Origin of the sequence: Mesorhizobium sp. LNHC221B00 (assembly GCF_000502935.1) — a bacterium.
Lineage (GTDB): Bacteria > Pseudomonadota > Alphaproteobacteria > Rhizobiales > Rhizobiaceae > Mesorhizobium > Mesorhizobium opportunistum.
The window spans coordinates 93,224-115,602 of sequence record NZ_AYWR01000010.1; the positions used below are offsets into that span (position 1 = coordinate 93,224).

The window sequence follows — 22,379 nt, forward strand, 5'->3', positions numbered from 1 at the left end:
TATCATGGGACATGTCGATAAACGCAGCATCACGCTGTCGCCGGAACTGGCGCAAGCGGTGGACGATGTGGTTGCCGCCGGCGAATATGCTTCGGCGAGCGAAGTGATCCGTGATGCGCTGCGGCAATGGAAGGACCGCCGCGATCTGCTCGGCTATACGGTCGAGGAACTGCGCAAGCTGGTGCAGGAAGGGATCGATAGCGGGCCTGGTCGATTTGCATCGATGGATGAAATCAAAGCCGAGGCGCGGAGACGGTTGCGATCTGACGACGCAGCATGAATCTGTTGTCCATCGTCCGGAATGCACGCGTTGAAGACGATCTGATCGCGATCTGGCTGCATATTGCCCAGGACAGCGAGGCTGCAGCCGATCGGCTCCTCGATCGCATCGAAGCGCGATGGCAGCAACTGGCCATCTTTCCCCTCTCAGGTGCGCCACGCGACGATATTGCGCCCGGCATCCGTCATCTGGTGGTCGGCGATTATCTCACCCTGTATCGCGTCGGTGGCGAAGCGATCGAAATTCTTCGCGTGCTGCACGGCCATCGCGACATCGAAGCCGACGATCTCGGTTCGTGATCGATCCTGTCAGCCTCTGATCCCGTCCAGCGACATCTCGATTGCTTTCCAGAGTTCTTCCACCGGTTCACATCCGACCGAGAGGCGTACGAAGCCAGGCGCAACCGCATCGCCTCGCTTCAAGCGCCGCTCGGCCGAGGTGTGGACGCCGCCGAAGGATGTCGCTGCCTGCATCAGGTCGCAATTGTTGATGAAATCCTCGGCCTTCTGTTCCGAGGCAAGCTCGAACGAGATGAGAAAGCCGAAGCGCTCCATCTGGGCGCGGGCAAGGTTGTGCGACGGATCGCTCTCCAGTCCGGGAAATCGCAGGCCGCTGATCGACCGGTGGCCCTGCAGTCGCCGCGCGATCACTTCCGCGGAGGTGCACATGCGGTCGAAGCGCACATCGAGTGTCTCCAGGCCACGGTGCACCAGCCAGGCTTCGAACGGTCCGGGAATGCTGCCTGAAATTTCACGCCAGCCGGTCACGGCGGCGATGATGTCGGCGTTGCGGCTGGCGACGTGGCCGAACAGCACGTCCGAATGACCGTTCGGTGCCTTGGTGTCGGCGGCGACGACGATATCGGCGCCGTGGTCGAGCGGGCGCTGGCCGAACGGCGTCATCGTCGTGTTGTCGATCGCCAGCAGCGCACCTGCTTTGTGAACCGCCGCGGCAACGGCCGCTATGTCGCAGATATCCAGTCCCGGATTGGCCGGGGTTTCGACGAAAGCAAGCCGGTAGCCATCGAAGCCGCCATCGAGGAACGCCGAGGTCGGACGGACATCGTAGCTGACGCCGAAAGGCTTCAGGAAGCGATCGGCCAGTGCCCTTGTCGTGTGATAGCCGTCCGACGGCAGCAGGATACGGTCGCCAGTCTTGAGCAGTCCGAAGAACACGGCCGAGATCGCGCCCATTCCGGAAGGGAAGGCCACGCAGGGCGCGTCTTCCAGATGCGCCAGCATATGTTCGACCGCGTCCCAGGTCGGATTGCTGAAGCGGCCATACTGATCGTAGCCGGTGGCATCGCCAGGCGCGTGGTAGATCGCGGCCATGGTCAGTGGCAGCGGGATCGGGTCGCCCATGGCGAGCCCGTTGTTGCGCAGATGGGGAAGTGCTGCAGCGCGTGTGTTCGCTGATTCAGGCATCGATTCTCAAACCCTCCTGGTGACCGGCCGGACGCGAGCGAACGCTATGCCCGGCAACGCGCCCCAGCAAGCCGCCTCCGGTTGGGCCAAGCGCTCTAAACGCTTCGTTAGGCTTAATGATCCATAAAGACGAGACGTGCCGTAACGGCTGCCCTCATCGGTCGCGATGCGCGTGTTTGTGAAGCCTATTCCCGTTGACGCCCATAGTGCCCCATGATATCCCATTCCGATACTCAAGCCTTCGTTCCGCGTCAGGGTAAAGCGTACGCCAATCGGGCAGCCGCGGCGGCTGCGCGTTTGCCGGTTTTTGCCCGCGTAAACGAGGTGGGTGCGAGGCAGGGAACGCGCTGCGGCGGCGCGTGCGACACGATGAAGAGGGGTGCGGCGGCGCAAGCGGCTGTAACGCGTGATGGACCGGTTTCTGTCGAACACGGTGAGCAGGATCGATGTGAAGGGGCGGGTGTCCGTTCCGGCGCATTTCCGTGCCGTCGTGCAGAAACGCGGCTATTCGGAACTCTACGCGCTGCGTTGCCTGGACCTGCCGGCGATGGATGTCGGTGGGCTCGACCTGCTCGATCGTTACGAGCAACGCATCGCGCTCGAGGATCCTTTCCTGCAGACGGCGGACGACATGTCCTTCTTCTGCCATGGCGATGGCGCGTTCCTGAAACTCGACCAGGATGGCCGCATCACCATGACCGATTTCATTCGCGAGCACACCGGCATCTCGGCGGAGGCGACCTTTGTCGGCCGCGGCAATTTCTTTCAGATCTGGGAGCCGGGACGGCTTGCTGCCTATGGCGCCCAGGCGCGGGCCCGGCTTTTGCAGCTTCGGCAGGGGACGAAGCCTGGGGAGCGGCCGGAATGACGGCGGGCCACGGCGATGACATCAACGCCGTTGGCGGATCGGCCCGCCACATTCCGGTCTTCCTTGGCGAAGTGCTAGAGGCACTGGCGCCGGGGCAGGGCGACACCATCATCGACGGCACGTTCGGCGCCGGCGGCTACACCAAAGCCATCCTGGCGACGGGCGCTTCGGTGGTGGCCATCGACCGCGACCCGGACGCGATCGCCGCCGGACGCGATCTCGAGGCACAGTCGGGCGGCAGGCTGAGGCTGGTGCAGGCGCCGTTCTCGACGCTGGACCAGCATGCCGAAAGCGTTGATGGCGTCGTGCTCGACATTGGCGTGTCCTCGATGCAGCTCGACCAGGCCGAACGCGGGTTTTCCTTCCGCTCCGACGGGCCGCTCGACATGCGCATGGCGCAGGCGGGCCTCAGTGCCGCCGATGTCGTCAACAGCTTCAAGCCGGGCGACCTTGCCCGCATCTTCGGCTTTCTCGGCGAGGAGCGTCACGCCGGGCGTATCGCCCGCATGATCGAGGCGCGCCGCGAAAAGCGGCCGTTCGAACGCACGCTGGAACTCGCCGACGCCATCGAGACGCATATCGGCCGCGCGCCGAAGGACAAGATCCATCCGGCCACCCGCGTCTTCCAGGCGCTGCGCATCTTCGTCAACGACGAGCTCGGCGAGTTGGCCAAGGCCCTGTTCGCTGCCGAACGCGCGCTGAAGCCGGGCGGACGCCTCGTCGTGGTGACGTTCCATTCGCTGGAAGACCGTATCGTCAAGCGCTTCATAGCCGACCGCGCCGATGCCGTGACGGGGTCTCGCCACATGCCCGAGGCGCAGGCGCGCAGCGCCACCTTCCGCAAGGCAGGCGGCGGCGTGACGCCTGGTGACGCCGAGATCGCGGCCAATCCACGCGCCCGCTCGGCGAGGCTGCGCGCCGCGATCCGCACCGAGGCGCCGGCGCGCCCCGGCGATTTTTCGATTTTCGGCCTTCCAAAGCTTCCCGGTATCGACCGGCAGGGGGAGAGGTAAGCACGTGTTCCGTACCAGCGACATTGTCCTGATCGCCGTCATGGTTTCGGCGGCGGCCCTGACCTACAAGATCAAGCGCGAGGCCGAGGACCAACTGGCGGCGGTGCAGAAGATCCATACCCAGATACGCTACGAGGAGGAGACGATCGACCTGCTCAAAGCCGACTGGAGCCTGCTCACCCAGCCGTCGCGGCTGCAGAAGCTCGCCGAACTCTACAAGGCGCAGCTCGCCCTCGAGCCGGTCAGCGCGCGCCAGATCGTGGGCCTGGGCGACCTGCCGTCCAAGGCCCTGGACATCCAGGACATACTGAACGGCCGCCAGGGCGGCATGGCCGACAATTCCGACAAGGCGCCCCCGGGCGACAAGGATCCCGTCGTCACCGGAGGCATCGCCCAATGATCGGCAAACTGCTGAAGCGCCGGGCCAGGACGGTCGAGGACGGGTCCATCGTCGTCGAGGGCGCCCGCAAGGCGACCGGCGGCAAGGGCAAGGCGCGCATCGTGATGACGATGGCGGTGTTCTTCGGCATCTTCTCGGTCATTTCCGGGCGGCTGGTCTATCTCGGCTTCCAGACACCCGACCTGTCGGGCGGCCCGCAGAGCCGGGTCACCGCCTCGCGGCCCGACATCGTCGACCGCAATGGCGAAGTGCTGGCTACCGACATCAAGACAGCGTCATTGTTTGCAGAGCCGCGCCGCATCGTCGATGCCGACGAGGCGATCGAAAAACTGTCGACCGTTCTGCCCGAGATCGATTATGAGCAGACCTACCATAAGCTCAAGAGCGGCGCCGGCTTCGTCTGGCTGCAGCGCCAGCTGACGCCCAAGCAGCAGGCCGACATCATGCAGCTCGGCATTCCCGGCTTCGGCTTCCGCACCGAGAAGCGCCGTTTCTATCCAAGCGGCGAGACCTCCTCCTACATTGTCGGCCTGACCAACATCGACAACCAGGGCATCTCCGGCATGGAGAAGTACATCGACGAGCAGGGCCTGAGCGACCTGCAGGCGTCGGGCCTGGCGGTGGCCAAGGATCTCAAGCCGGTGAAGCTTTCGATCGATCTGCGCATCCAGCATGTGGTGCGTGACGAGATCGCCGCCGGCCTGGAGCGCTATCGCGCCATGGGCGCCGGAGCCGTCGTGCTCAACGTCAAGACTGGCGAAGTGGTGGCCATGGCCTCGGTGCCGGATTTCGATCCGAACAATCCCTACAATGCACAGGAAAAGGACCGGCTGAACCGGATGTCGGCGGGGCTCTATGAGATGGGCTCGACCTTCAAGAGCTTCACCTCGGCCATGGCGCTCGATTCCGGCAAGGCGACGATGGCGAGCCGCTTCGACGCTTCGCATCCAATCCGGGTCGGCCATCAGGCCATCCACGATTTCCACGGCAAGAACCGTGTGCTGTCGTTGCCGGAGGTGTTCCTCTATTCGTCCAACATCGGGTCGGCCCGAGAGGCCGAACTGGTCGGCATCGCGGGGCACCGGGAATTCCTGCACCGCCTTGGCATCCTGGACAAGATGCAGACCGAACTGCCGGAAGTCGCTCGCCCGACGGAACCGAAGGTCTGGAAACAGGTCAATTCGTTCACCATCGCCTTCGGCCATGGTGTGTCGACGACGCCGCTGCAAGCGGCTGTCGGCTGCGCGGCGCTGATGAATGGGGGCTACTTGATGGAGCCGACGTTCCTGGTCCGCAGCGAGCAGGAAGCGATGGCGACGGCCAAGAAAGTGGTCAACGACAAAACCGTCGAAGGCATGCGCTACCTCTATACGCTCAACGCCGAGAAGGGCTCGGCCAGAAACGCCAGGGTCCCCGGCTACCGCGTCGGCGGCAAGACCGGAACGGCCGAGAAGGTGATCAACGGCCGCTATTCTAAGGATTTGAATTTCAACACCTTCGTCGCCGCCTTCCCGATGGACGATCCGCAATATCTCGTGTTTACGATTGCCGACGCCCCGCACCCCGAAAAGCCCGGGATGACCGACGTCGCGGCCGCGAATGCCGGGGTTATAGCCGGCAATATCATCAGGCGTTCAGCGGCCATGCTTGGCGTGAAGCCAGATTTCAGCCATGAAAATGGTGCAACGCTGGTGTCCTATCAGTGATTCTTGGGGCGCGCCGGTAACTGCGCGCTATTTTGTTGCGGTGAACGGAACTCGATGAAGCTCAGAGATCTAGACGGTATCCTGCCAGTCGAAGGAACAGCTTCCGCCGATCTGGAGGTTACCGGCATCTCGTCGGATTCCCGGCAGGTTAAGCCCGGCGTCATCTTCTTCGCGCTTGCGGGAAGCAAAGCCGACGGCTCGGCCTATGCCGCCGATGCCGCCAGGCGCGGTGCCGTGGCGATCGTGACAGCCAAGGGCACCGCCGTTGGCGGGCAGCAGGTGCCAGTGCTGGCGGTGGACGATCCGCGCCTGGCGCTGGCGCTCGGAGCCGCCCGCTTTTTCGGCAAGCAGCCACAAACCATGATTGCGCTGACCGGCACCAGCGGCAAGACGTCGGTCGCCGCCTTCACCAGGCAGATCTGGGAGCAGGCCGGCTACGCCGCCGCCTCGATCGGCACCACCGGCGTGGTGGCGCCGGGCCGCAACGAATATGGTTCTCTGACGACTCCCGATCCGGTCGCCCTGCACCATCTGCTCAAGGAATTGGCCGACGCCGGCGTTACCCACGCCTCGATGGAGGCTTCCAGCCACGGGCTCGACCAGCGCCGCCTCGACGGCGTCAAGCTCGCCGCCGGCGGCTTCACCAATCTTGGCCGCGACCACATGGACTACCATCCAACGGTCGAGGATTATCACCGCGCCAAATTGCGCCTGTTCGACACGCTGCTGCCGAAAGGCGCGCCGGCGGTCATCTTCGCCGACGATCCGTGGTCGGCGCCGACGATCCAGGCGGCGCGGGCCGCCGGGCTCGAGGTGCTGACCGTTGGCCGCCATGGCGATTTCCTCCGGCTGAAGCGGGTCGAGCATGAGCGTCATCGCCAGCGCGCCGAGGTCGAGGCCGACGGTGTGCTTTACGAGATCGACTTGCCGCTGGCCGGCGATTTCCAGATTTCGAACGCGCTGGTTTCCGCGGGGCTCGCTATTTCCACGGGAACACCCACTCCCAAGGCTTTGATGTCGTTGGAGAAATTGAAGGGCGCGCCGGGCCGGCTCGATCTCGTCGGGACCACCGCCAATGGTGCGCCCGTTTATGTCGATTATGCCCACAAGCCCGATGCGCTGGAAAACGTGCTGACCTCGGTGCGGCCGTTCACCACGGGCCGCGTCCTGGTCGTGTTCGGCTGCGGCGGCGACCGCGACCGGGGAAAAAGGCCGATCATGGGCGAGATCGCGACCCGGCTCGCCGATGTCGTCATCGTCACCGACGACAATCCGCGTTCGGAAGTGCCCGAGACGATCCGCGCCGCCATCATGGCCGCAGCACCTGGCGCCANAGATCGGCGACCGGCGCAAGGCGATCCACGATGCGGTCGCCATGCTTCATGCCGGCGACACGCTGATCGTGGCCGGCAAGGGCCACGAGGAAGGCCAGACGATCGGCTCCGAGACGCTGCATTTCTCCGATCATGAGGAAGTCCGCGCCGCGCTGCGGGAGCGTGCCGCATGAACCTCTTGTGGACTTCCGAAGCGCTGGTTGCCGCCATGGACGGGCGGCCGCTCGGTCCGATGCCGGAAGGCATATCGGGCATTTCGATCGACAGCCGCAGCCTGCAGCCCGGCAATGCCTTCTTCGCCATCAAGGGCGAGGCGATGGACGGGCACGACTTCGCCACCGCTGCGATCAAGGCCGGCGCCGGCGTACTGGTGGTGGCTGAAGGCAAGCTGCCGTCGCTCGGCCGGCTGACGGCGCCGATTGTCGTCGTCGAGGACGTGCTGGTCGCATTGGAAAAACTCGGTGTCGCGGCACGAGCCCGTTCGCAGGCAAAAATCATCGCGGTGACCGGTTCCGCCGGCAAGACCACCACCAAGGAAGCGCTGCGCCACGTGCTGTCGGCGGTGGGCAAGGTGCATGCCTCGGCGCAGTCCTTCAACAACCATTGGGGCGTGCCTCTGACCTTGGCGCGCATGCCCGTGGATTGCGATTACGCTGTGTTCGAGATCGGCATGAACCATCCCGACGAGATCCGGCCGCTGGTCAAAATGGTGCGGCCGCATGTCGCCATCGTCACCATGATCGCGGCGGCGCATCTCGGCTTCTTCCGCAACCTCGACGAGATCGCCAAGGCCAAGGCCGAGATTTTCGAGGGCATCGAACCCGATGGCGCGGCCATCCTCAACCGTGACGATGCGCGCTTCAAGCTTCTGGACAAGATGGCGCATGCCGCTGGTGTCGAGCATGTCTACGGCTTCGGCGAGAACGCGCGGTCGACCTTCAAGCTCACCAAGTGCGAACTCCACGCCGACCATTCCGACATCGCCGCCAGGATCGGCGGTCATGATATGATCGCCCGTATCGGCGCGCCCGGCCGTCATATGGTGCAGAACGTGCTGGCCGTGCTGGGCGCGGCGCATCTGGTCGGCGCCGACCTCGACAAAGTGGTGCTGGCGTTGGCCGATCTCTCCGCCGAGCGTGGGCGCGGCAAGCGCCATGTGCTGCGCCATCCCGGTGGCCCGATCACGCTGATCGACGAGAGCTACAATGCCAATCCGGCATCGATGGCCGCCGCGATGGCGTTGCTCAACACGACGCCTGTGACGGGCGAGGGTCGTCGCATTGCCGTGCTCGGCGACATGCTGGAGCTCGGTGATCATTCGGCCAAGCTGCATGCCGCACTTGCCGACCTCATCGTCGGTACCGGCACGCAGACAGTCTTTCTCGGTGGCCCGGAAATGAAAGCGCTGGCGGAAGCGCTTCCGACCGAGATCCAGACGGAATACCGCGCCGGCGTCGCCGAGTTGAAGCCGGTGCTGGTTGCCGCGCTTAAGCCGGGCGACGTGGTGATGATCAAATCGTCGAAGGGCATCGGTTTCGCAAAACTGGTCGATGCGCTGCTGGGCAAATTCCCGGCGGAATCCACAACCAGCAAACAGACCTAGACCAAGTCGGGGGACGAAAGCGCATGTTCACACTGCTCGTCGATTTTGCGGACAAGATCTCGGTCTTCAATGTCTTCCGCTACATCACCTTCCGCACCGGCGGGGCGCTGATCACATCGGCGCTGATCGTCTTCATCTTCGGACCGACGATTATCAATTCGCTCAGGCTGCGCCAGGGCAAGGGCCAGCCGATCCGTGCCGACGGGCCGCAGACGCATTTCAAGAAGGCCGGCACGCCGACCATGGGCGGCCTGATGATCCTGTCCGGCATCATCGGTTCGTCTCTGCTGTGGGCGAACTTGTCGAGCATCTATGTCTGGGTGGTGCTATTGGTGACGCTCGGCTTCGGCTCGATCGGCTTCTACGACGACTATCTGAAGGTGACCAAGCAGTCGCATCTCGGCTTTTCCGGCAAGGCAAGGCTGGCGCTTGAATTCGTCATCGCGGGCATCGCCGCCTGGGTAATCATGCACAATGGCCAGGCGCCGTTCTCGTCGTCGCTGACGTTTCCTTTCGCCAAGGAATTCATCATCAACCTCGGCTGGTTCTTCATTCCGTTCTCCTGCTTCGTCATCGTCGGCGCCGGCAATGCGGTGAACCTGACCGACGGCCTCGACGGACTTGCGATCGTGCCGATCATGATCGCGGCGGCGTCCTTCGGCGTCATCGCCTATCTCTCCGGCAACGCGGTGTTCGCCGAATATCTGCAGATCCATTTCGTGCCGGGCACCGGCGAACTGGCGGTCGTGCTGGGCGCCGTCATCGGCGCCGGCCTCGGCTTCCTCTGGTTCAACGCGCCGCCGGCGGCGATCTTCATGGGCGACACCGGCTCGCTGGCTATGGGTGGCCTGATCGGCACCGTCGCGGTCGCCACCAAGCACGAGATCGTGCTGGTCATCGTCGGCGGGTTGTTTGTCGTGGAAATCCTGTCTGTCATAATCCAGGTCGGCTACTTCAAGATGACCGGCAAGCGGGTGTTCCTGATGGCGCCGATCCACCATCACTTCGAAAAGCTCGGCTGGACCGAAAGCCAGGTGGTGATCCGTTTCTGGATCATCGCCGTCATCCTGGCGCTGGTCGGCCTCTCCACCCTCAAGCTCAGGTAGGAGGCCCCTTGATCCCCGCCGCATCTTTCGCAGGCAAGCGCGTTTCGCTCTTCGGGCTCGGTGGCTCGGGGATAGCGACGGCGCGCGCGCTGATCGAGGGCGGTGCTGAGGTGCTGGCCTGGGACGACAATCCCGACAGTGTCGCCAAGGCGGCCGCCACCGGCATTGAAACCGCCGATTTGCGCGGCGCCGACTGGGCGAAATTCTCGGCCTTCGTGCTGTCGCCAGGCGTGCCGCTGACACATCCCAAGCCGCATTGGACGGTGGAGCTGGCGCGCGGCGCCGGTGTCGAGGTGATCGGCGACGTCGAACTGTTCTGCCGCGAACGGACGCTCAGTGCGCCGACAGCTCCCTTCATCGGGATAACCGGCACCAACGGCAAGTCGACGACGACCGCACTGACGGCGCATATCCTCAAATCGGCGGGCCGCGACACGCAGATGGGCGGCAATATCGGCCGCGCGGTGATGACGCTCGATCCGCCGAAGCCCGATCGCCACTATGTCGTGGAATGCTCGTCCTACCAGATCGACCTCGCACCCTCGATCAACCCGACGGCCGGCATCCTGCTCAACCTGACGCCCGACCATCTCGACCGCCACGGCACCATGCAGCACTACGCCTCGATCAAGGAACGGCTGGTGGCGGGTAGCGAGACGGCGATCATCGGCATCGACGATTCCTGGTGCGCGCAGATCGCCGAACGGCTGGAGCGGGCCGGGCGGCAGGTCATCCGCATCTCCAAGCGGCTGCCTTTGACCGACGGCTATTTCGCCGACGGCAGCAATTTGATGGAAGCCGTGCACGGCCGCTACAGCCGGGTCGCCTTCCTCGAAGGCATCGGTTCGCTGCGCGGCCAGCACAATGCGCAGAACGCGCTTGCCGCGGTCGCCGCGTGCCTGAGGGTTGGGATGGAGCTTGGTGAGATCCAGTCGGGGCTGGAAAGCTTCCCAGGCCTCGCGCATCGCATGGAGCAGGTCGGCCGCAAGGACCATGTGCTGTTCATCAACGATTCCAAGGCGACCAATGCCGATGCGGCGGCGCCCGCCCTGTCGAGCTTCAGCCGCATCTACTGGATCGCCGGCGGCCTGCCCAAGGAAGGCGGCATCGAGCCGCTGCGCGGCTTCTTCCCGCGTATCGCCAAGGCCTACCTGATCGGCGAGGCGGCGCCCGCCTTCTCGGCGACGCTGGGCGAGGCGGTGTCCTACGAGATATCGGGCACGCTGGCCGCTGCGGTCGAACACGCCGCGCATGATGCGGCCAGGGACGACGGCGGCGAGGCTGTGGTGCTGTTGTCGCCGGCCTGCGCCAGTTTCGACCAGTTCAAGAATTTCGAAGTCCGCGGCGAAGCCTTCAGGCAAGCTGCGAATGCTATCGAGGGCGTGAAACCCATCGGAGGGGCACGATAATGCAGAGCCGTCTCGACAAAAGCCCGGTTGCAACCTGGTGGTGGACGATCGATCGCTGGTTCCTGGCGGCATTCCTGTCGCTGATGGGGCTCGGTATCGTCTTGTCGTTCGCCGCCAGCCCGGCGGTGGCCGAACGCATCGGTCTCGACAGCTTCCACTTCGCCACCAGGCAGATCATCTTCACCGTGCCGGCGCTCGGCGTGATGCTGGCCGTCTCCTTCCTCGATTCCCGGCAGATCCGGCGCATGGCACTGATCATGCTATGCTTGATGCTGGTGCTGATGGTGGCGGTGCTCTACATCGGCATCGAGGTGAAGGGCGCGCGGCGCTGGGTGTCGATTGCCGGCCTGTCGATCCAGCCGTCGGAATTCCTGAAGCCGGCCTTCGTCATCATGTGCGCCTGGCTGTTCGCCGAACACAAGCGTCAGCCCGACATTCCCGGCAATCTGTTCGCCATGCTGCTCCTGGTGCTGGTCGTGTCGCTGCTGGTGGCGCAGCCGGATCTCGGCCAGACCATGCTGACGACAGGCACCTGGGGCATCATGTTCTTCATGGCGGGGTTGCCATGGCTGTGGATCATCGTGCTGGGCGCGGCCGGCGTCGGCGGCGTCTTCGCCGCCTATACGGTGTTCCCGCACGTTGCCTTGCGCATCGACAAGTTCCTCACCGGCGAAGGCGATACGTTCCAGGTCGACATGGGACGCGACGCCCTGATCAATGGCGGCTGGTTCGGCGTCGGGCCGGGCGAGGGCACCGTCAAGCGGGTCATTCCGGACAGCCATGCCGACTTCGTGTTTTCGGTCGCGGGCGAGGAATTCGGGCTGATCATGTGCTTCTTCATCATGTCGATCTTCGCCTTCATCGTGCTGCGCGGTCTCAACACGGCGCTCAAGGAACATGACGATTTCACCCGCTATGCGGTCGGCGGCCTGGTCACCGTGTTCGGCCTGCAGGCGGTCATCAACATGTGCGTCAACCTGCAGCTGGTGCCGGCCAAGGGCATGACATTGCCCTTCATCTCCTATGGCGGCTCCTCGCAGATCGCCATCGCCATCTCGATGGGCATGGTGCTGGCGCTGACGCGCAAGCGGCCGGAAAAGCGCAAGCAAATGGGCTTTACGCTGCCGCAGCGCGCGATGCCGGCGGAGTGACATGGCAAGAGGCGTCATCCTTCTTGCGGCGGGCGGAACCGGCGGACACCTGTTTCCGGCCGAGGCGCTGGCGCATGAGCTGAACGAGCGCGGCTGGTCGGTGCATCTGGCGACCGACGACCGCGCCGAGCGGTTTGCCGGCCATTTCCCGGCCGCCGCCATCCATCCCATCCAGTCGGCGACCATGGGCTCGAAGAACCCCATTGCCATGCTCGGCGCCTTCTGGAAAATCTGGCGCGGCGTGCGCCAGGCGTCCGCTGTCATCGCCAGGATCAAGCCGGATGCGGTCGTCGGCTTCGGCGGCTATCCGACCTTGCCGCCGCTCTATGCGGCGACCCGGCGCAAGGTGCCGACGCTGATCCATGAACAGAACGCTGTGATGGGGCGCGCCAACCGGGCGCTGGCCGGCCGCGTGGACGCGATCGCCGGCGGGTTCCTGCCGCAGGATACGAGTGCCGCGGGCGCCAAGACGGTGACGACAGGCAATCCGGTCCGGCCGGCCGTGCTGGAAGCGGCCAGGACGCCTTATGCGGCATCGGCCGGCGAACAGCCATTCCGCCTCCTGGTGTTCGGCGGCAGCCAGGGTGCGCAGTTCTTTTCCGACGCCGTGCCGGGGGCCGTCGCGCTGCTTTCGGATGCGCAGCGCAAGCGGCTTGTGATCACGCAGCAAGCGCGGGCGGATGATGTGGCGCGGGTGAAGGCCGCCTATGCCGCTCTTGGCGTCGCTGTCGAGGTCTCACCCTTCTTCACCGATATGGCGGCGCGCATCGCGACCGCGCATCTGGTGATCTCGCGCTCCGGCGCATCGACCGTTTCGGAGATCGCCGTCATCGGCCGGCCGGCGCTGCTGGTACCTTATCCCTACGCGCTCGACCATGACCAGGCGGCGAACGCGGCGGCCCTTGCCGCTGCCGGAGGCGGCGAGGTGCACCCGCAATCCTCGCTGTCGCCCGAGCGCATCGCGGCGCTCATTGGTGGGCTGATGGACAACCCCGAGCGGCTGGCGGCGATGGCTGCGGGCGCGAAATCGGCCGGCAGACCGGACGCGGCACGGTTGCTCGCCGATCTCACAGAGGCTATTGCGTCCGAAAAAACCGTCTCGGATTTCAGGAAGGGGACGCACGCATGAAGATGCCGCAGACCATCGGCCTTGTGCATTTCATCGGTATTGGCGGCATCGGCATGAGCGGCATCGCCGAAGTGCTGCACAATCTCGGCTACAAGGTGCAAGGGTCCGACCAGGCCGACAGCGCCAATGTGCAACGGCTGCGCGATAAGGGCATCGAATGCTTCGTCGGCCACAAGGCCGAGAATCTCGGCGAGGCCGAGGTGGTGGTCGTTTCGACAGCGATCAAGAAATCCAATCCGGAGCTGAAGGCCGCGCGCGAAAAGCTGCTGCCGATCGTGCGCCGCGCCGAGATGCTGGCCGAACTGATGCGCTTCCGCCAGGCGGTGGCGATCGGCGGCACGCATGGCAAGACGACGACGACCTCGATGGTCGCGACGCTGCTGGAAGCCGGCGGGCTCGACCCGACCGTCATCAATGGCGGCATCATCAACGCCTATGGCACCAATGCCCGCATGGGTGATGGTGAGTGGATGGTGGTCGAGGCCGACGAGAGCGACGGCACCTTCCTGAAACTGCCGGCCGAGATCGCGGTGGTCACCAACATCGATCCCGAGCATCTCGATCACTATGGCAGCTTCGACAAGGTGCGCGAGGCGTTCCGCCAGTTCGTCGAGAACGTGCCGTTCTACGGTTTTGGCGTGATGTGTACCGATCACCCTGAAGTACAGGCGCTGGTCAGCAGGATCGAGGACCGCCGCGTCATCACCTATGGCGAGAACGCGCAGGCCGACGTGCGCTTCACCAACCACCGCATGGCCGGCGCCATTTCGGAATTCGACGTGGTGATCCGCAACCGCAAGACGGGCGGCCAGACAGCGATATCGGACCTGCGGCTGCCGATGCCCGGCCGTCACAACGTCTCCAACGCCACCGCCGCGGTCGCGGTCGCGCACGAACTTGGCCTGTCGGCCGAGGCGATCAAGAAGGGCCTGTCGTCCTTCGCCGGCGTCAAGCGGCGCTTCACCCATACCGGCTCGTGGAACGGCGTCGACGTGTTCGACGATTATGGCCACCATCCCGTCGAAATCGCTGCGGTGCTGAAGGCGGCGCGTAGCGCCACCAAGGGCCGCGTCATCGCCATTGCCCAGCCGCACCGCTTCACCCGGCTGCATGATCTGTTCAACGAGTTCTCCGCCTGCTTCAACGACGCCGACACGGTGATGGTCGCCCCGGTTTACGCTGCCGGCGAAGAGCCGATCGACGGTGTCACGTCAGACGAGCTGGTGTCTCGCATCCGTGCCGGCGGCCATCGCGATGCCCGCTACATAGAGGGGCCGACGGCGATCGCGCCGGTTATCCGCGATCTGGCGAAACCTGGCGATTTCGTCGTCTTCCTCGGCGCCGGCAACATCACCCAATGGGCCTATGCGCTGCCCAAGGAGCTCGGCGGGACTGTTTCATGATGCACGGCCAGGCCTTGATCGACAGACTTGGCGACCGGCTTGCCGGCCTGCGCGGCCGCATCACGCCGAATGCCGAGATGGACAAGATCACCTGGTTCCGGGCCGGCGGCCTTGCCGAGGCGCTGTTCCAGCCGGCCGACGAGGAAGACCTGGCCGCGTTCCTCAAGGCGGTTCCCGAAGAGGTGCCGCTGACCATCGTCGGCGTCGGCTCGAACCTGCTGGTCCGCGACGGCGGCATTCCCGGCTTTGTCATCCGGCTTTCAGCCAAGGGCTTTGGCGAGGCCGAAGTCATTTCGCCGATCAGGATCAAGGCCGGCGCGGCCACGCCCGACAAGCGGGTAGCCGCGGTGGCGCTCGAGGCAGGCATTGGCGGCTTCCATTTCTACCACGGCATCCCAGGCGCCATTGGCGGGGCGCTGAGGATGAATGCCGGTGCCAATGGTGTCGAGACACGCGAGCGCGTCGTCGAGGTGCGGGGGCTCGACCGCAAGGGCAATCTCCTGACGTTGAGCAATGCCGAGATGGGCTATGCCTATCGCCATTCCGGAGCCCCGTCCGGGCTGATCTTCACTTCGGCGGTGTTCGAAGGCTTTGCCGAGGAGAAGGCGGTGATCAAGGCGGCGATGGATGCAGTCCAGAACCACCGCGAGACCGTGCAGCCGATCCGCGAAAAGACCGGCGGCTCCACCTTCAAGAATCCGGAAGGCACGTCGGCCTGGAAGGAGATCGACAAGGCAGGCTGCCGCGGCCTGATGATCGGCGGTGCACAGATGTCGCCGATGCACTGCAACTTCATGATCAACACTGGCACTGCGACCGGTTACGATCTCGAATATCTCGGCGAGACCGTGCGTGCCCGCGTGCTCGAACATTCGGGCATCCGCCTGCACTGGGAGATCAAGCGCATCGGCAATTTCCGCTCCGGGCATGCCGTGCAGGAGTTTCTCGGTCAACTCCTGTAGCCGCCGTTGAAGTTCATGTGATGCATGAACTTCAACGTGTTCCCAAAACGCGCAAAACCGTTGCTCCAAGGACTCACCGACACGGTTTTCGCAGCCATTTTCTCAGAAAGTGAATCTCTCGAAATCATAAGCACTTGCCAGTGAATCAACTCTCTGATTCTCTGCTCGAAAGCGTTTCCTGATTTGAGTCGTTCGACGCGTTACCCGCGTTTTCCGTCTGGGGGGGCAACCTGCCGGGAGACTCGGACTCAATGTTGCGGAAATCCTGGTTTTGGTCCGCCACGAGAGGGGATGACGGGGAATGAAGAGCAAGCATGTGGCCGTACTGCTGGGAGGTTTCTCGTCCGAGCGGCCCGTGTCCCTGTCTTCGGGAAAGGCTTGCGCCGATGAACTCGAGAAAGAAGGCTACCAGGTCACGCGCGTGGATGTCGGGCGCGATGTCGGCTCGGTGCTCGCCGAACTCAAGCCCGATGTCGCCTTCAATGCGCTGCATGGTCCGTTCGGCGAGGATGGCACCATCCAGGGCATCCTCGAATATCTCGCCATTCCCTACACCCATTCGGGCGTGCTCGCCTCGGCGTTGGCCATGAACAAGGAGCAGGCCAAGCGGGTTGCCAAATCGATCGGCATGCCTGTCGCCGAATCGAAGGTCACCAGCCGCTTCGCCATCCAGGACAAGCATCCGATGAAGCCGCCCTATGTGGTCAAGCCGGTCAGCGAGGGCTCGAGCTTCGGTGTCGTCATCGTGAGCGAGGGCCAGTCGCATCCGCCGCAGGTCATCGGTTCGTCCGAGTGGAAATATGGCGATACGGTCATGGTCGAGCGCTACATCCACGGCCGGGAACTGACCTGCGCGGTGATGGGCGATGTCGCGCTCGGGGTCTGTGAGATCATCCCGACCGGCCATTCCTTCTACGACTATGATTCAAAATATGTCGCTGGCGGATCAAAGCACGAATGCCCCGCAAAAGTTTCACCGAATATTTACCAAAAAATACAAACACTGGCGCTCAAGGCTCACCAAGTGATCGGCTGTCGGGGCGTTTCCCGGTCGGACTTCCGTTATGACGATCGTCACTCCGAAAATGGCGAGGTTGTATGGCTCGAGGTCAATACCCAACCGGGCATGACACCGACGTCCTTGGTGCCTGAAATCGCCGCCCATGCCGGGCACTCGTTTGGCGGTCTGTTGAGTTGGATGGTGGAGGACGCTTCGTGTCTGCGTTGAAATGGGGACAGAGCAAGGGGAAGGGCGCGGCTGGGCCGTCGCTGCTTGGCCTGTCGCTTTCGTTCGACCATTTCATCCTGCCGCGCATGCTTCGCCGCCCGGTGCGCATCCTGGCGCGCCTGGGTGACGGCGAGTTCCAGGCGCCGCGTTTCTCAGCCGCGATGATGTCCGCCGTGCTGCTCGCTTCGAGCGGCGCCTATGGCGCCTATCTTGGCGGCCATGCCGACGGCATCATCCAGAGCATTACCGCCCGTACCGGCTTCGCCGTCGATCAGGTCAAGGTGGTCGGCAACCGCCAGACCTCGGAGATCGATATTCTGGACAGGCTCGAACTCGACGGCTGGACGTCGCTGATCGGCTTCGACGCGGAGGCCGCGCGCGAGCGCATCTCGGGTCTGCCGTGGATCGAGGTCGCAGCGGTGCGCAAGGTCTATCCGCACACATTGGAAGTGCGCGTTGGGGAGCGCGAGGCGTTCGCGCTCTGGCAGCAGGGCGATGCCCTTTCGGTCATCGAGAAGGATGGCGCCGTCATCGCGCCGTTCTCGGGCGGCAAGCAGGTGCTGCTGCCGTTGCTGATCGGGACCGGTGCGCCGGCCAAGGCGCCGGACTTCCTGGCCAAGATCGAAAAATATCCGGACCTTGCTTCCCGCGTGAAAGGCTACATCCGTGTCGGTGAGCGGCGCTGGGACCTGAAGCTGGACAACGGCATCACCGTCAAGCTGCCCGAGGATGACGAGGACCAAGCGCTCGCCGAGCTCGTCAAGATGGACCATGACAAGGGGCTGTTGTCGCGCGACATCGCCGCTGTCGACATGCGCCTGACCGACCGGCTGGTCGTGCAGCTGACGCCCGAGGCGGTGACGCAGCGCGAGGCCGCACTCAACGAGAAGCCGAAAACCCTGAAGCGCAAGCCGGAGACGAAGATATGAGCTGGCTTGGCGGTCATGGCGATGCCTCGTCGCGCCGTTCCGGCACCCTGACGGTGCTGGATGTCGGCTCGAACAAGGTCTGCTGCATGGTGGCGAAGCTGAAGCCGTGCGATGATGGCAAGTTGCTGCGCGGCCGCTCGCACCGGATCCAGGTGATCGGTATCGGCCATCAGAAATCGCAAGGCGTGAAGTCTGGCGTGGTCGTCGATCTCGACCGGGCTGAGCATGCCATCCGGCTGTCCGTCGATGCTGCCGAGCGCATGGCGGGGCTGACGGTCGATTCGCTTATCGTCAACATGACCGCCGGCCGGCTGAAGAGCGAAGCTTTCGCCGCGACCATCAATCTTGGTGGCCACGAGGCCGACGAAGCCGACATCAAGCGCGTGCTCGGCGCCGGCGCCAAACAGGCGCTCAAGGCCGAGCGCGAGGTGATTCATTCGCTGCCCGTCGGCTTCTCGCTGGACGCCGAGCGCGGCGTGCGCGACCCGCGCGGCATGGTCGGCGATGCGCTTGGCGTCGACATGCATGTGCTGACCGGTGACGCCGCCCCGATGCGCAATCTGGAACTCTCCATCAACCGCTCGCACCTTTCGGTCGAACGCATGGTAGCAACACCCTATGCCAGCGGGCTGGCGGCACTTGTCGACGACGAGCTGGAGCTTGGCGCTGCCTGCATCGACATGGGCGGCGGCACGACGACGATCTCGGTGTTTTCGGAAGGCAAGTTCGTCCATGGCGACGCCATCGCCATCGGCGGCAACCATGTCACGCTCGACATGGCCAAGGGGCTCTCGACCTCGCTCGATGCCGCCGAACGGCTGAAGGTGATGCATGGCTCGGCGCTGCCGGGCAGCGCCGACGACCGCGACCTGGTCTCCATCCAGCCGATCGGCGACGATGGCGACGTGCCGCTGCAGATACCGCGCTCGGTGATGACGCGCATCGTGCGCGCCCGCATCGACGAAACGCTTGAACTGCTGCGCGACCGGCTGAACAAGTCCGGCTACGGCAATGCGGTGGGCAAGCGCGTCGTCTTGACCGGCGGCGCCAGCCAACTCGCCGGCCTGCCGGAAGCGGCGCGCCGCATCCTGGGGCGCAATGTGCGCATCGGCCGCCCGCTCGGGGTGGCGGGCCTGCCCGAGGCGGCAAAGGGGCCAGCCTTCTCGGCCGCCGTCGGGCTTTTGATCTATCCGCAGATGGCGAGCTTCGAGAGCCATCCGGCGAAAGGAATTTCCGGTCTCAGGATGACCGGAACGGGCGGAAAACTGCATCGCATGAGTCAGTGGTTGAGAGACAGTTTCTAATTGACGGGGACAGCCCCATAGGCGGCCGCGGCGGCGAAGCGGCGTGAAAGGCAAAGGACGGAGACAATGACCATCAATCTGCAGAAGCCGGACATCACCGAGCTTAAGCCCCGCATCACCGTGTTCGGCGTCGGCGGCGGCGGCGGCAATGCCGTCAACAACATGATCACCGCAGGTCTGCGCGGTGTCGAGTTCGTTGTCGCCAACACCGACGCGCAGGCGCTGACCATGTCGAAGGCCGATCGGCTGATCCAGCTTGGCGCGCATGTCACCGAGGGTCTCGGCGCCGGCTCGCAGCCTGAAGTCGGCCGTGCGGCGGCCGAAGAGTGCATCGACGAGATAATCGATCACCTGTCCAACACCCATATGTGCTTCGTCACCGCGGGCATGGGCGGCGGCACGGGTACCGGTGCTGCTCCGGTCGTGGCGCGGGCCGCCCGCGAAAGGGGCATCCTCACCGTCGGCGTCGTCACCAAGCCGTTCCATTTCGAAGGCCAGCGCCGCATGAAGACGGCCGACCTCGGCATCGAGGAACTGCAGAAATGCGTCGACACCCTGATCGTCATCCCCAACCAGAACCTGTTCCGGCTGGCCAATGACAAGACCACCTTCGCCGACGCCTTCGCCATGGCCGACCAGGTGCTCTATTCCGGTGTTGCCTGCATCACCGACCTGATGGTCAAGGAAGGCCTGATCAACCTCGACTTCGCCGACGTGCGTTCGGTGATGCGCGAGATGGGCAAGGCCATGATGGGCACCGGCGAAGCTTCGGGCGAGGGCCGTGCAATGGCCGCCGCCGAAGCAGCGATCGCCAACCCGCTGCTCGACGAGACGTCGATGAGAGGCGCCAAGGGCCTGCTGATCTCGATCACCGGCGGCCGCGACCTCACCCTGTTCGAGGTCGACGAAGCGGCGACCCGTATCCGCGAGGAAGTCGACCAGGACGCCAACATCATCCTGGGCGCCACCTTCGACGAAGAGCTGGAAGGCGTCATCCGTGTCTCGGTGGTCGCCACCGGCATCGACAAGTCGGCGGCTGAAATCGCCGCCGCGCCGATCGCGATCCGCACCGCACCGCAGAAGCCGGCCGCCCGTCCGGCCGTGGCAGCGGTCGAAAGCCGCCCGGCGCCGGTGCAGCAGACCGCCTACGAGCCGCGCGCAGCGGACCCGGTCGCCGAAGCCATCCAGCTCGCCGAGGCAAACGCCGCGGCCATGGCGCAGGCTCGTCCGGCACCTGTCGCCCATGCGGACGATTTCCGCCCGCAGAGCAAGATCTTCCAGGCGCCGCCGGCACAGCCGCAGCCGATGGCACAGCCGGTGGTCCAGCAGATGATGCAGCCGGCTCCGCAGCCGCGCGAAATGCTGCGTGAGGTGCAACAGCCTGTGGCGATGGCGCCGCAGCGCATGCCGCGCGTCGAGGACTTTCCGCCGGTCGTGAAGGCCGAGGTGGACGCCAAGAGCCGGCCGGTCGACCATGAGAACAACAGCGGGCCGATGGGCCTGTTGAAGCGCCTGACCAACGGCCTGACCCGCCGCGAGGAGGAGCCCGCACGGCTGCAGCCGGCGCAACCGCGCGAGCCAAAGCTGCGCCAGGCGGCACCGGAAGTGCGCCGTCTCGCCAGCCAGGACGCCCAGCTCTACGCGCCGCGCCGCGGCCAGCTGGACGACCAGGGCCGCCTGACGCCGCAGACGCGGGCGACTCAGGACGACGATCAGCTGGAGATTCCGGCGTTCCTGCGCCGCCAGGCCAACTGAGCGGTTAACGGACTGTAACAATTGTTAACAGGCAAGCAACAAATTGCTTGCCTGTTAACGTTTAAAATGCTGCAAAAACAATCTGTTATAACGTCGTTCGTATTCCCGTTCGCGGTTACAAAGAGTAAGAAACCGTGATTTGGAGTCTCCCTACCGGGACACTATCTTCGCTGCCTACCACAGTCGGTCTGCCGGGATTTCGGGGGAAGTCGCCCTGCCAGCCGATTCAACAAGAGCCGCGCCCTCGGGCTGGAGAAGCGGACCTAGGCATTACGGGCTTATGGGGATTGTCTTGCACGACTACCAGACGACAGTGAAGGCGCGCGCGTCGCTTACGGGCACCGGCGTTCACAGCGGCAAAGAAGTTTCCGTCAGTTTCGTGCCCGCGGATGCCGATACCGGCATCGTGTTCCAGCTTGTCAGCGAGGAGGGGCAGGGCCGTGAGTTCCGCGCCCTGTTTTCCGAGATCGGCGCCACCGACCTGTGCACCATGCTTGGCGATCCGGCAGGCGAGCATATCGCCACCGTCGAGCACATCATGGCCGCTTTGTTAGGCCTCGGCATCGACAATGTCCTCATCGAGATCGACGGTCACGAGGTTCCCATCCTCGACGGCAGCGCAATGGCGTTCGTGGAAGCCATCGACCAGGCGGGCATCGAGACCTTGCCGGTCAAGCGGCGCTACATCAGGGTCGTCAAGCCGGTCCGTATCGAGAACGGTGCTTCCTGGGCCGAGTTCAGGCCCTATGACGGCACCCGTTTCGAGGTCGAGATCGATTTTGAAAGCCCGGCGATCGGACGCCAACTCTTCGCTTCGGACATCAATGCCGACATTTTCCGCCGTGACATCGCGCGGGCCCGCACCTTCGGCTTCATGAAGGATGTCGAGCGGCTGTGGGCCGCCGGCTATGCGCTGGGATCCTCGCTTGAGAATTCGCTGGTGATTGGAGACGACAACCGCGTCATCAACATGGGAGGCTTGCGCTTCCCCAACGAATTCGTGCGCCACAAGACGCTCGACGCCATGGGCGACCTGGCGCTGGCCGGCGCCCGCTTCATCGGCTGTTTCCGCTCCTATCGCGGCGGCCACAGGCTGAACGCGGCGGCGCTGCGGCGGCTGCTGTCGGACCGCACGGCTTTCGAAATCGTCGAGACGACGCGCCGCGAGCGCGGCCGCGCCGCCGAGATGAGTGCCGTCAATGCGCCGCTCTACGCACCCTGGATGATCTGAATTCCTCGACGTTTCGGGACGGTGAGTGTTGCATGAATGCACCATCCGCCGGCGAAATCGCAGCGATACTCCGACTCGGTCCGGCCGCCACAAAAATGCGCGATTGGCTGGACATAGCGTTGCCGGGCAAGGCGGTTATGGTCT

The 22,379-nt window shown here is 64.5% G+C and carries 19 protein-coding genes and 1 pseudogene; 19 read left to right on the forward strand and 1 reads right to left on the reverse strand.

The window, feature by feature from the left end; all coding sequences use genetic code 11:
• Positions 1-4 precede the first annotated feature (4 nt).
• A complete protein-coding gene (locus X741_RS152235; RefSeq protein ID WP_023778033.1) occupies positions 5-280 on the forward strand; it encodes a type II toxin-antitoxin system ParD family antitoxin in 276 nt (91 codons plus the stop codon).
• On the forward strand, positions 277-579 hold the full coding sequence (locus X741_RS152230; RefSeq protein ID WP_023765138.1) for a type II toxin-antitoxin system RelE/ParE family toxin: 303 nt from the start codon (positions 277-279) through the stop codon (positions 577-579). The genes X741_RS152235 and X741_RS152230 overlap by 4 nt, the downstream gene beginning before the upstream one ends.
• A gap of 9 nt (positions 580-588) precedes the next feature.
• On the opposite strand, the gene X741_RS152225 is transcribed toward X741_RS152230, so the two are convergent.
• Complete coding sequence (locus tag X741_RS152225; RefSeq protein ID WP_023778034.1) at positions 589-1,704, reverse strand: cystathionine gamma-lyase; 1,116 nt, start codon at positions 1,702-1,704, stop codon at positions 589-591.
• A gap of 409 nt (positions 1,705-2,113) precedes the next feature.
• Here X741_RS152225 and mraZ point away from each other — a divergent pair, with 409 nt between their 5' ends.
• The 17 genes and pseudogenes from mraZ to lpxC all read left to right on the forward strand — a co-directional run bounded on the left by mraZ (position 2,114) and on the right by lpxC (position 22,235).
• Positions 2,114-2,572 (forward strand): division/cell wall cluster transcriptional repressor MraZ, encoded by a 459-nt coding sequence (mraZ, locus tag X741_RS152220; protein ID WP_023778035.1) that lies wholly within the window; start codon positions 2,114-2,116, stop codon positions 2,570-2,572.
• Positions 2,569-3,585, forward strand: coding sequence for a 16S rRNA (cytosine(1402)-N(4))-methyltransferase RsmH (gene rsmH / locus X741_RS152215; protein WP_023778036.1), 1,017 nt, complete (start codon positions 2,569-2,571; stop codon positions 3,583-3,585). Before mraZ ends, rsmH begins: the two co-directional genes overlap by 4 nt.
• 4 nt (positions 3,586-3,589) lie before the next feature.
• Entirely contained in the window at positions 3,590-3,985 is a 396-nt protein-coding gene (locus X741_RS152210) for a hypothetical protein (RefSeq protein ID WP_023765134.1), read from the forward strand.
• Positions 3,982-5,691 carry a penicillin-binding protein 2 gene (locus X741_RS152205; protein WP_023778037.1) on the forward strand — a complete coding sequence of 570 codons (1,710 nt, stop codon included), beginning with the start codon at positions 3,982-3,984 and terminating at the stop codon, positions 5,689-5,691. The genes X741_RS152210 and X741_RS152205 overlap by 4 nt, the downstream gene beginning before the upstream one ends.
• Positions 5,692-5,745: 54 nt before the next feature.
• Positions 5,746-7,198, forward strand: a pseudogene (locus tag X741_RS01000000166565) (UDP-N-acetylmuramoyl-L-alanyl-D-glutamate--2,6-diaminopimelate ligase).
• Positions 7,195-8,628: a UDP-N-acetylmuramoylalanyl-D-glutamyl-2,6-diaminopimelate--D-alanyl-D-alanine ligase gene (locus X741_RS152200; protein ID WP_023778038.1), complete on the forward strand. Its 1,434-nt coding sequence runs from the start codon at positions 7,195-7,197 to the stop codon at positions 8,626-8,628. The pseudogene X741_RS01000000166565 and the gene X741_RS152200 overlap by 4 nt, the downstream one beginning before the upstream one ends.
• Before the next feature lie 23 nt (positions 8,629-8,651).
• Entirely contained in the window at positions 8,652-9,734 is a 1,083-nt protein-coding gene (gene mraY, locus X741_RS152195) for a phospho-N-acetylmuramoyl-pentapeptide-transferase (protein ID WP_023765130.1), read from the forward strand.
• 8 nt (positions 9,735-9,742) lie between these two features.
• Positions 9,743-11,143 (forward strand): UDP-N-acetylmuramoyl-L-alanine--D-glutamate ligase, encoded by a 1,401-nt coding sequence (gene murD, locus X741_RS152190; RefSeq protein WP_023778039.1) that lies wholly within the window; start codon positions 9,743-9,745, stop codon positions 11,141-11,143.
• A complete protein-coding gene (gene ftsW / locus X741_RS152185; protein WP_013894669.1) occupies positions 11,143-12,294 on the forward strand; it encodes a putative lipid II flippase FtsW in 1,152 nt (383 codons plus the stop codon). The genes murD and ftsW overlap by 1 nt, the downstream gene beginning before the upstream one ends.
• A 1-nt stretch (position 12,295) precedes the next feature.
• The gene (gene murG, locus X741_RS152180) at positions 12,296-13,423 is read left to right on the forward strand and encodes an undecaprenyldiphospho-muramoylpentapeptide beta-N-acetylglucosaminyltransferase (RefSeq protein WP_023778040.1); all 1,128 of its coding nucleotides are present in this window, start codon (positions 12,296-12,298) and stop codon (positions 13,421-13,423) included.
• A complete protein-coding gene (gene murC, locus X741_RS152175; protein ID WP_023778041.1) occupies positions 13,420-14,826 on the forward strand; it encodes a UDP-N-acetylmuramate--L-alanine ligase in 1,407 nt (468 codons plus the stop codon). The genes murG and murC overlap by 4 nt, the downstream gene beginning before the upstream one ends.
• Positions 14,823-15,788 (forward strand): UDP-N-acetylmuramate dehydrogenase, encoded by a 966-nt coding sequence (gene murB / locus X741_RS152170; protein WP_031250050.1) that lies wholly within the window; start codon positions 14,823-14,825, stop codon positions 15,786-15,788. Before murC ends, murB begins: the two co-directional genes overlap by 4 nt.
• Before the next feature lie 301 nt (positions 15,789-16,089).
• Entirely contained in the window at positions 16,090-17,016 is a 927-nt protein-coding gene (locus X741_RS152165; RefSeq protein WP_023778043.1) for a D-alanine--D-alanine ligase, read from the forward strand.
• Positions 17,004-17,945, forward strand: a complete 942-nt coding sequence (locus tag X741_RS152160) for a cell division protein FtsQ/DivIB (RefSeq protein ID WP_023778044.1) — start codon at positions 17,004-17,006, stop codon at positions 17,943-17,945. Before X741_RS152165 ends, X741_RS152160 begins: the two co-directional genes overlap by 13 nt.
• The gene (ftsA, locus tag X741_RS152155) at positions 17,942-19,249 is read left to right on the forward strand and encodes a cell division protein FtsA (RefSeq protein ID WP_013894675.1); all 1,308 of its coding nucleotides are present in this window, start codon (positions 17,942-17,944) and stop codon (positions 19,247-19,249) included. Before X741_RS152160 ends, ftsA begins: the two co-directional genes overlap by 4 nt.
• 66 nt (positions 19,250-19,315) lie before the next feature.
• A complete protein-coding gene (gene ftsZ / locus X741_RS152150; protein WP_023778045.1) occupies positions 19,316-21,004 on the forward strand; it encodes a cell division protein FtsZ in 1,689 nt (562 codons plus the stop codon).
• 280 nt (positions 21,005-21,284) lie between these two features.
• Complete coding sequence (gene lpxC, locus X741_RS152145) at positions 21,285-22,235, forward strand: UDP-3-O-acyl-N-acetylglucosamine deacetylase (protein ID WP_023765121.1); 951 nt, start codon at positions 21,285-21,287, stop codon at positions 22,233-22,235.
• Positions 22,236-22,379 lie beyond the last annotated feature (144 nt).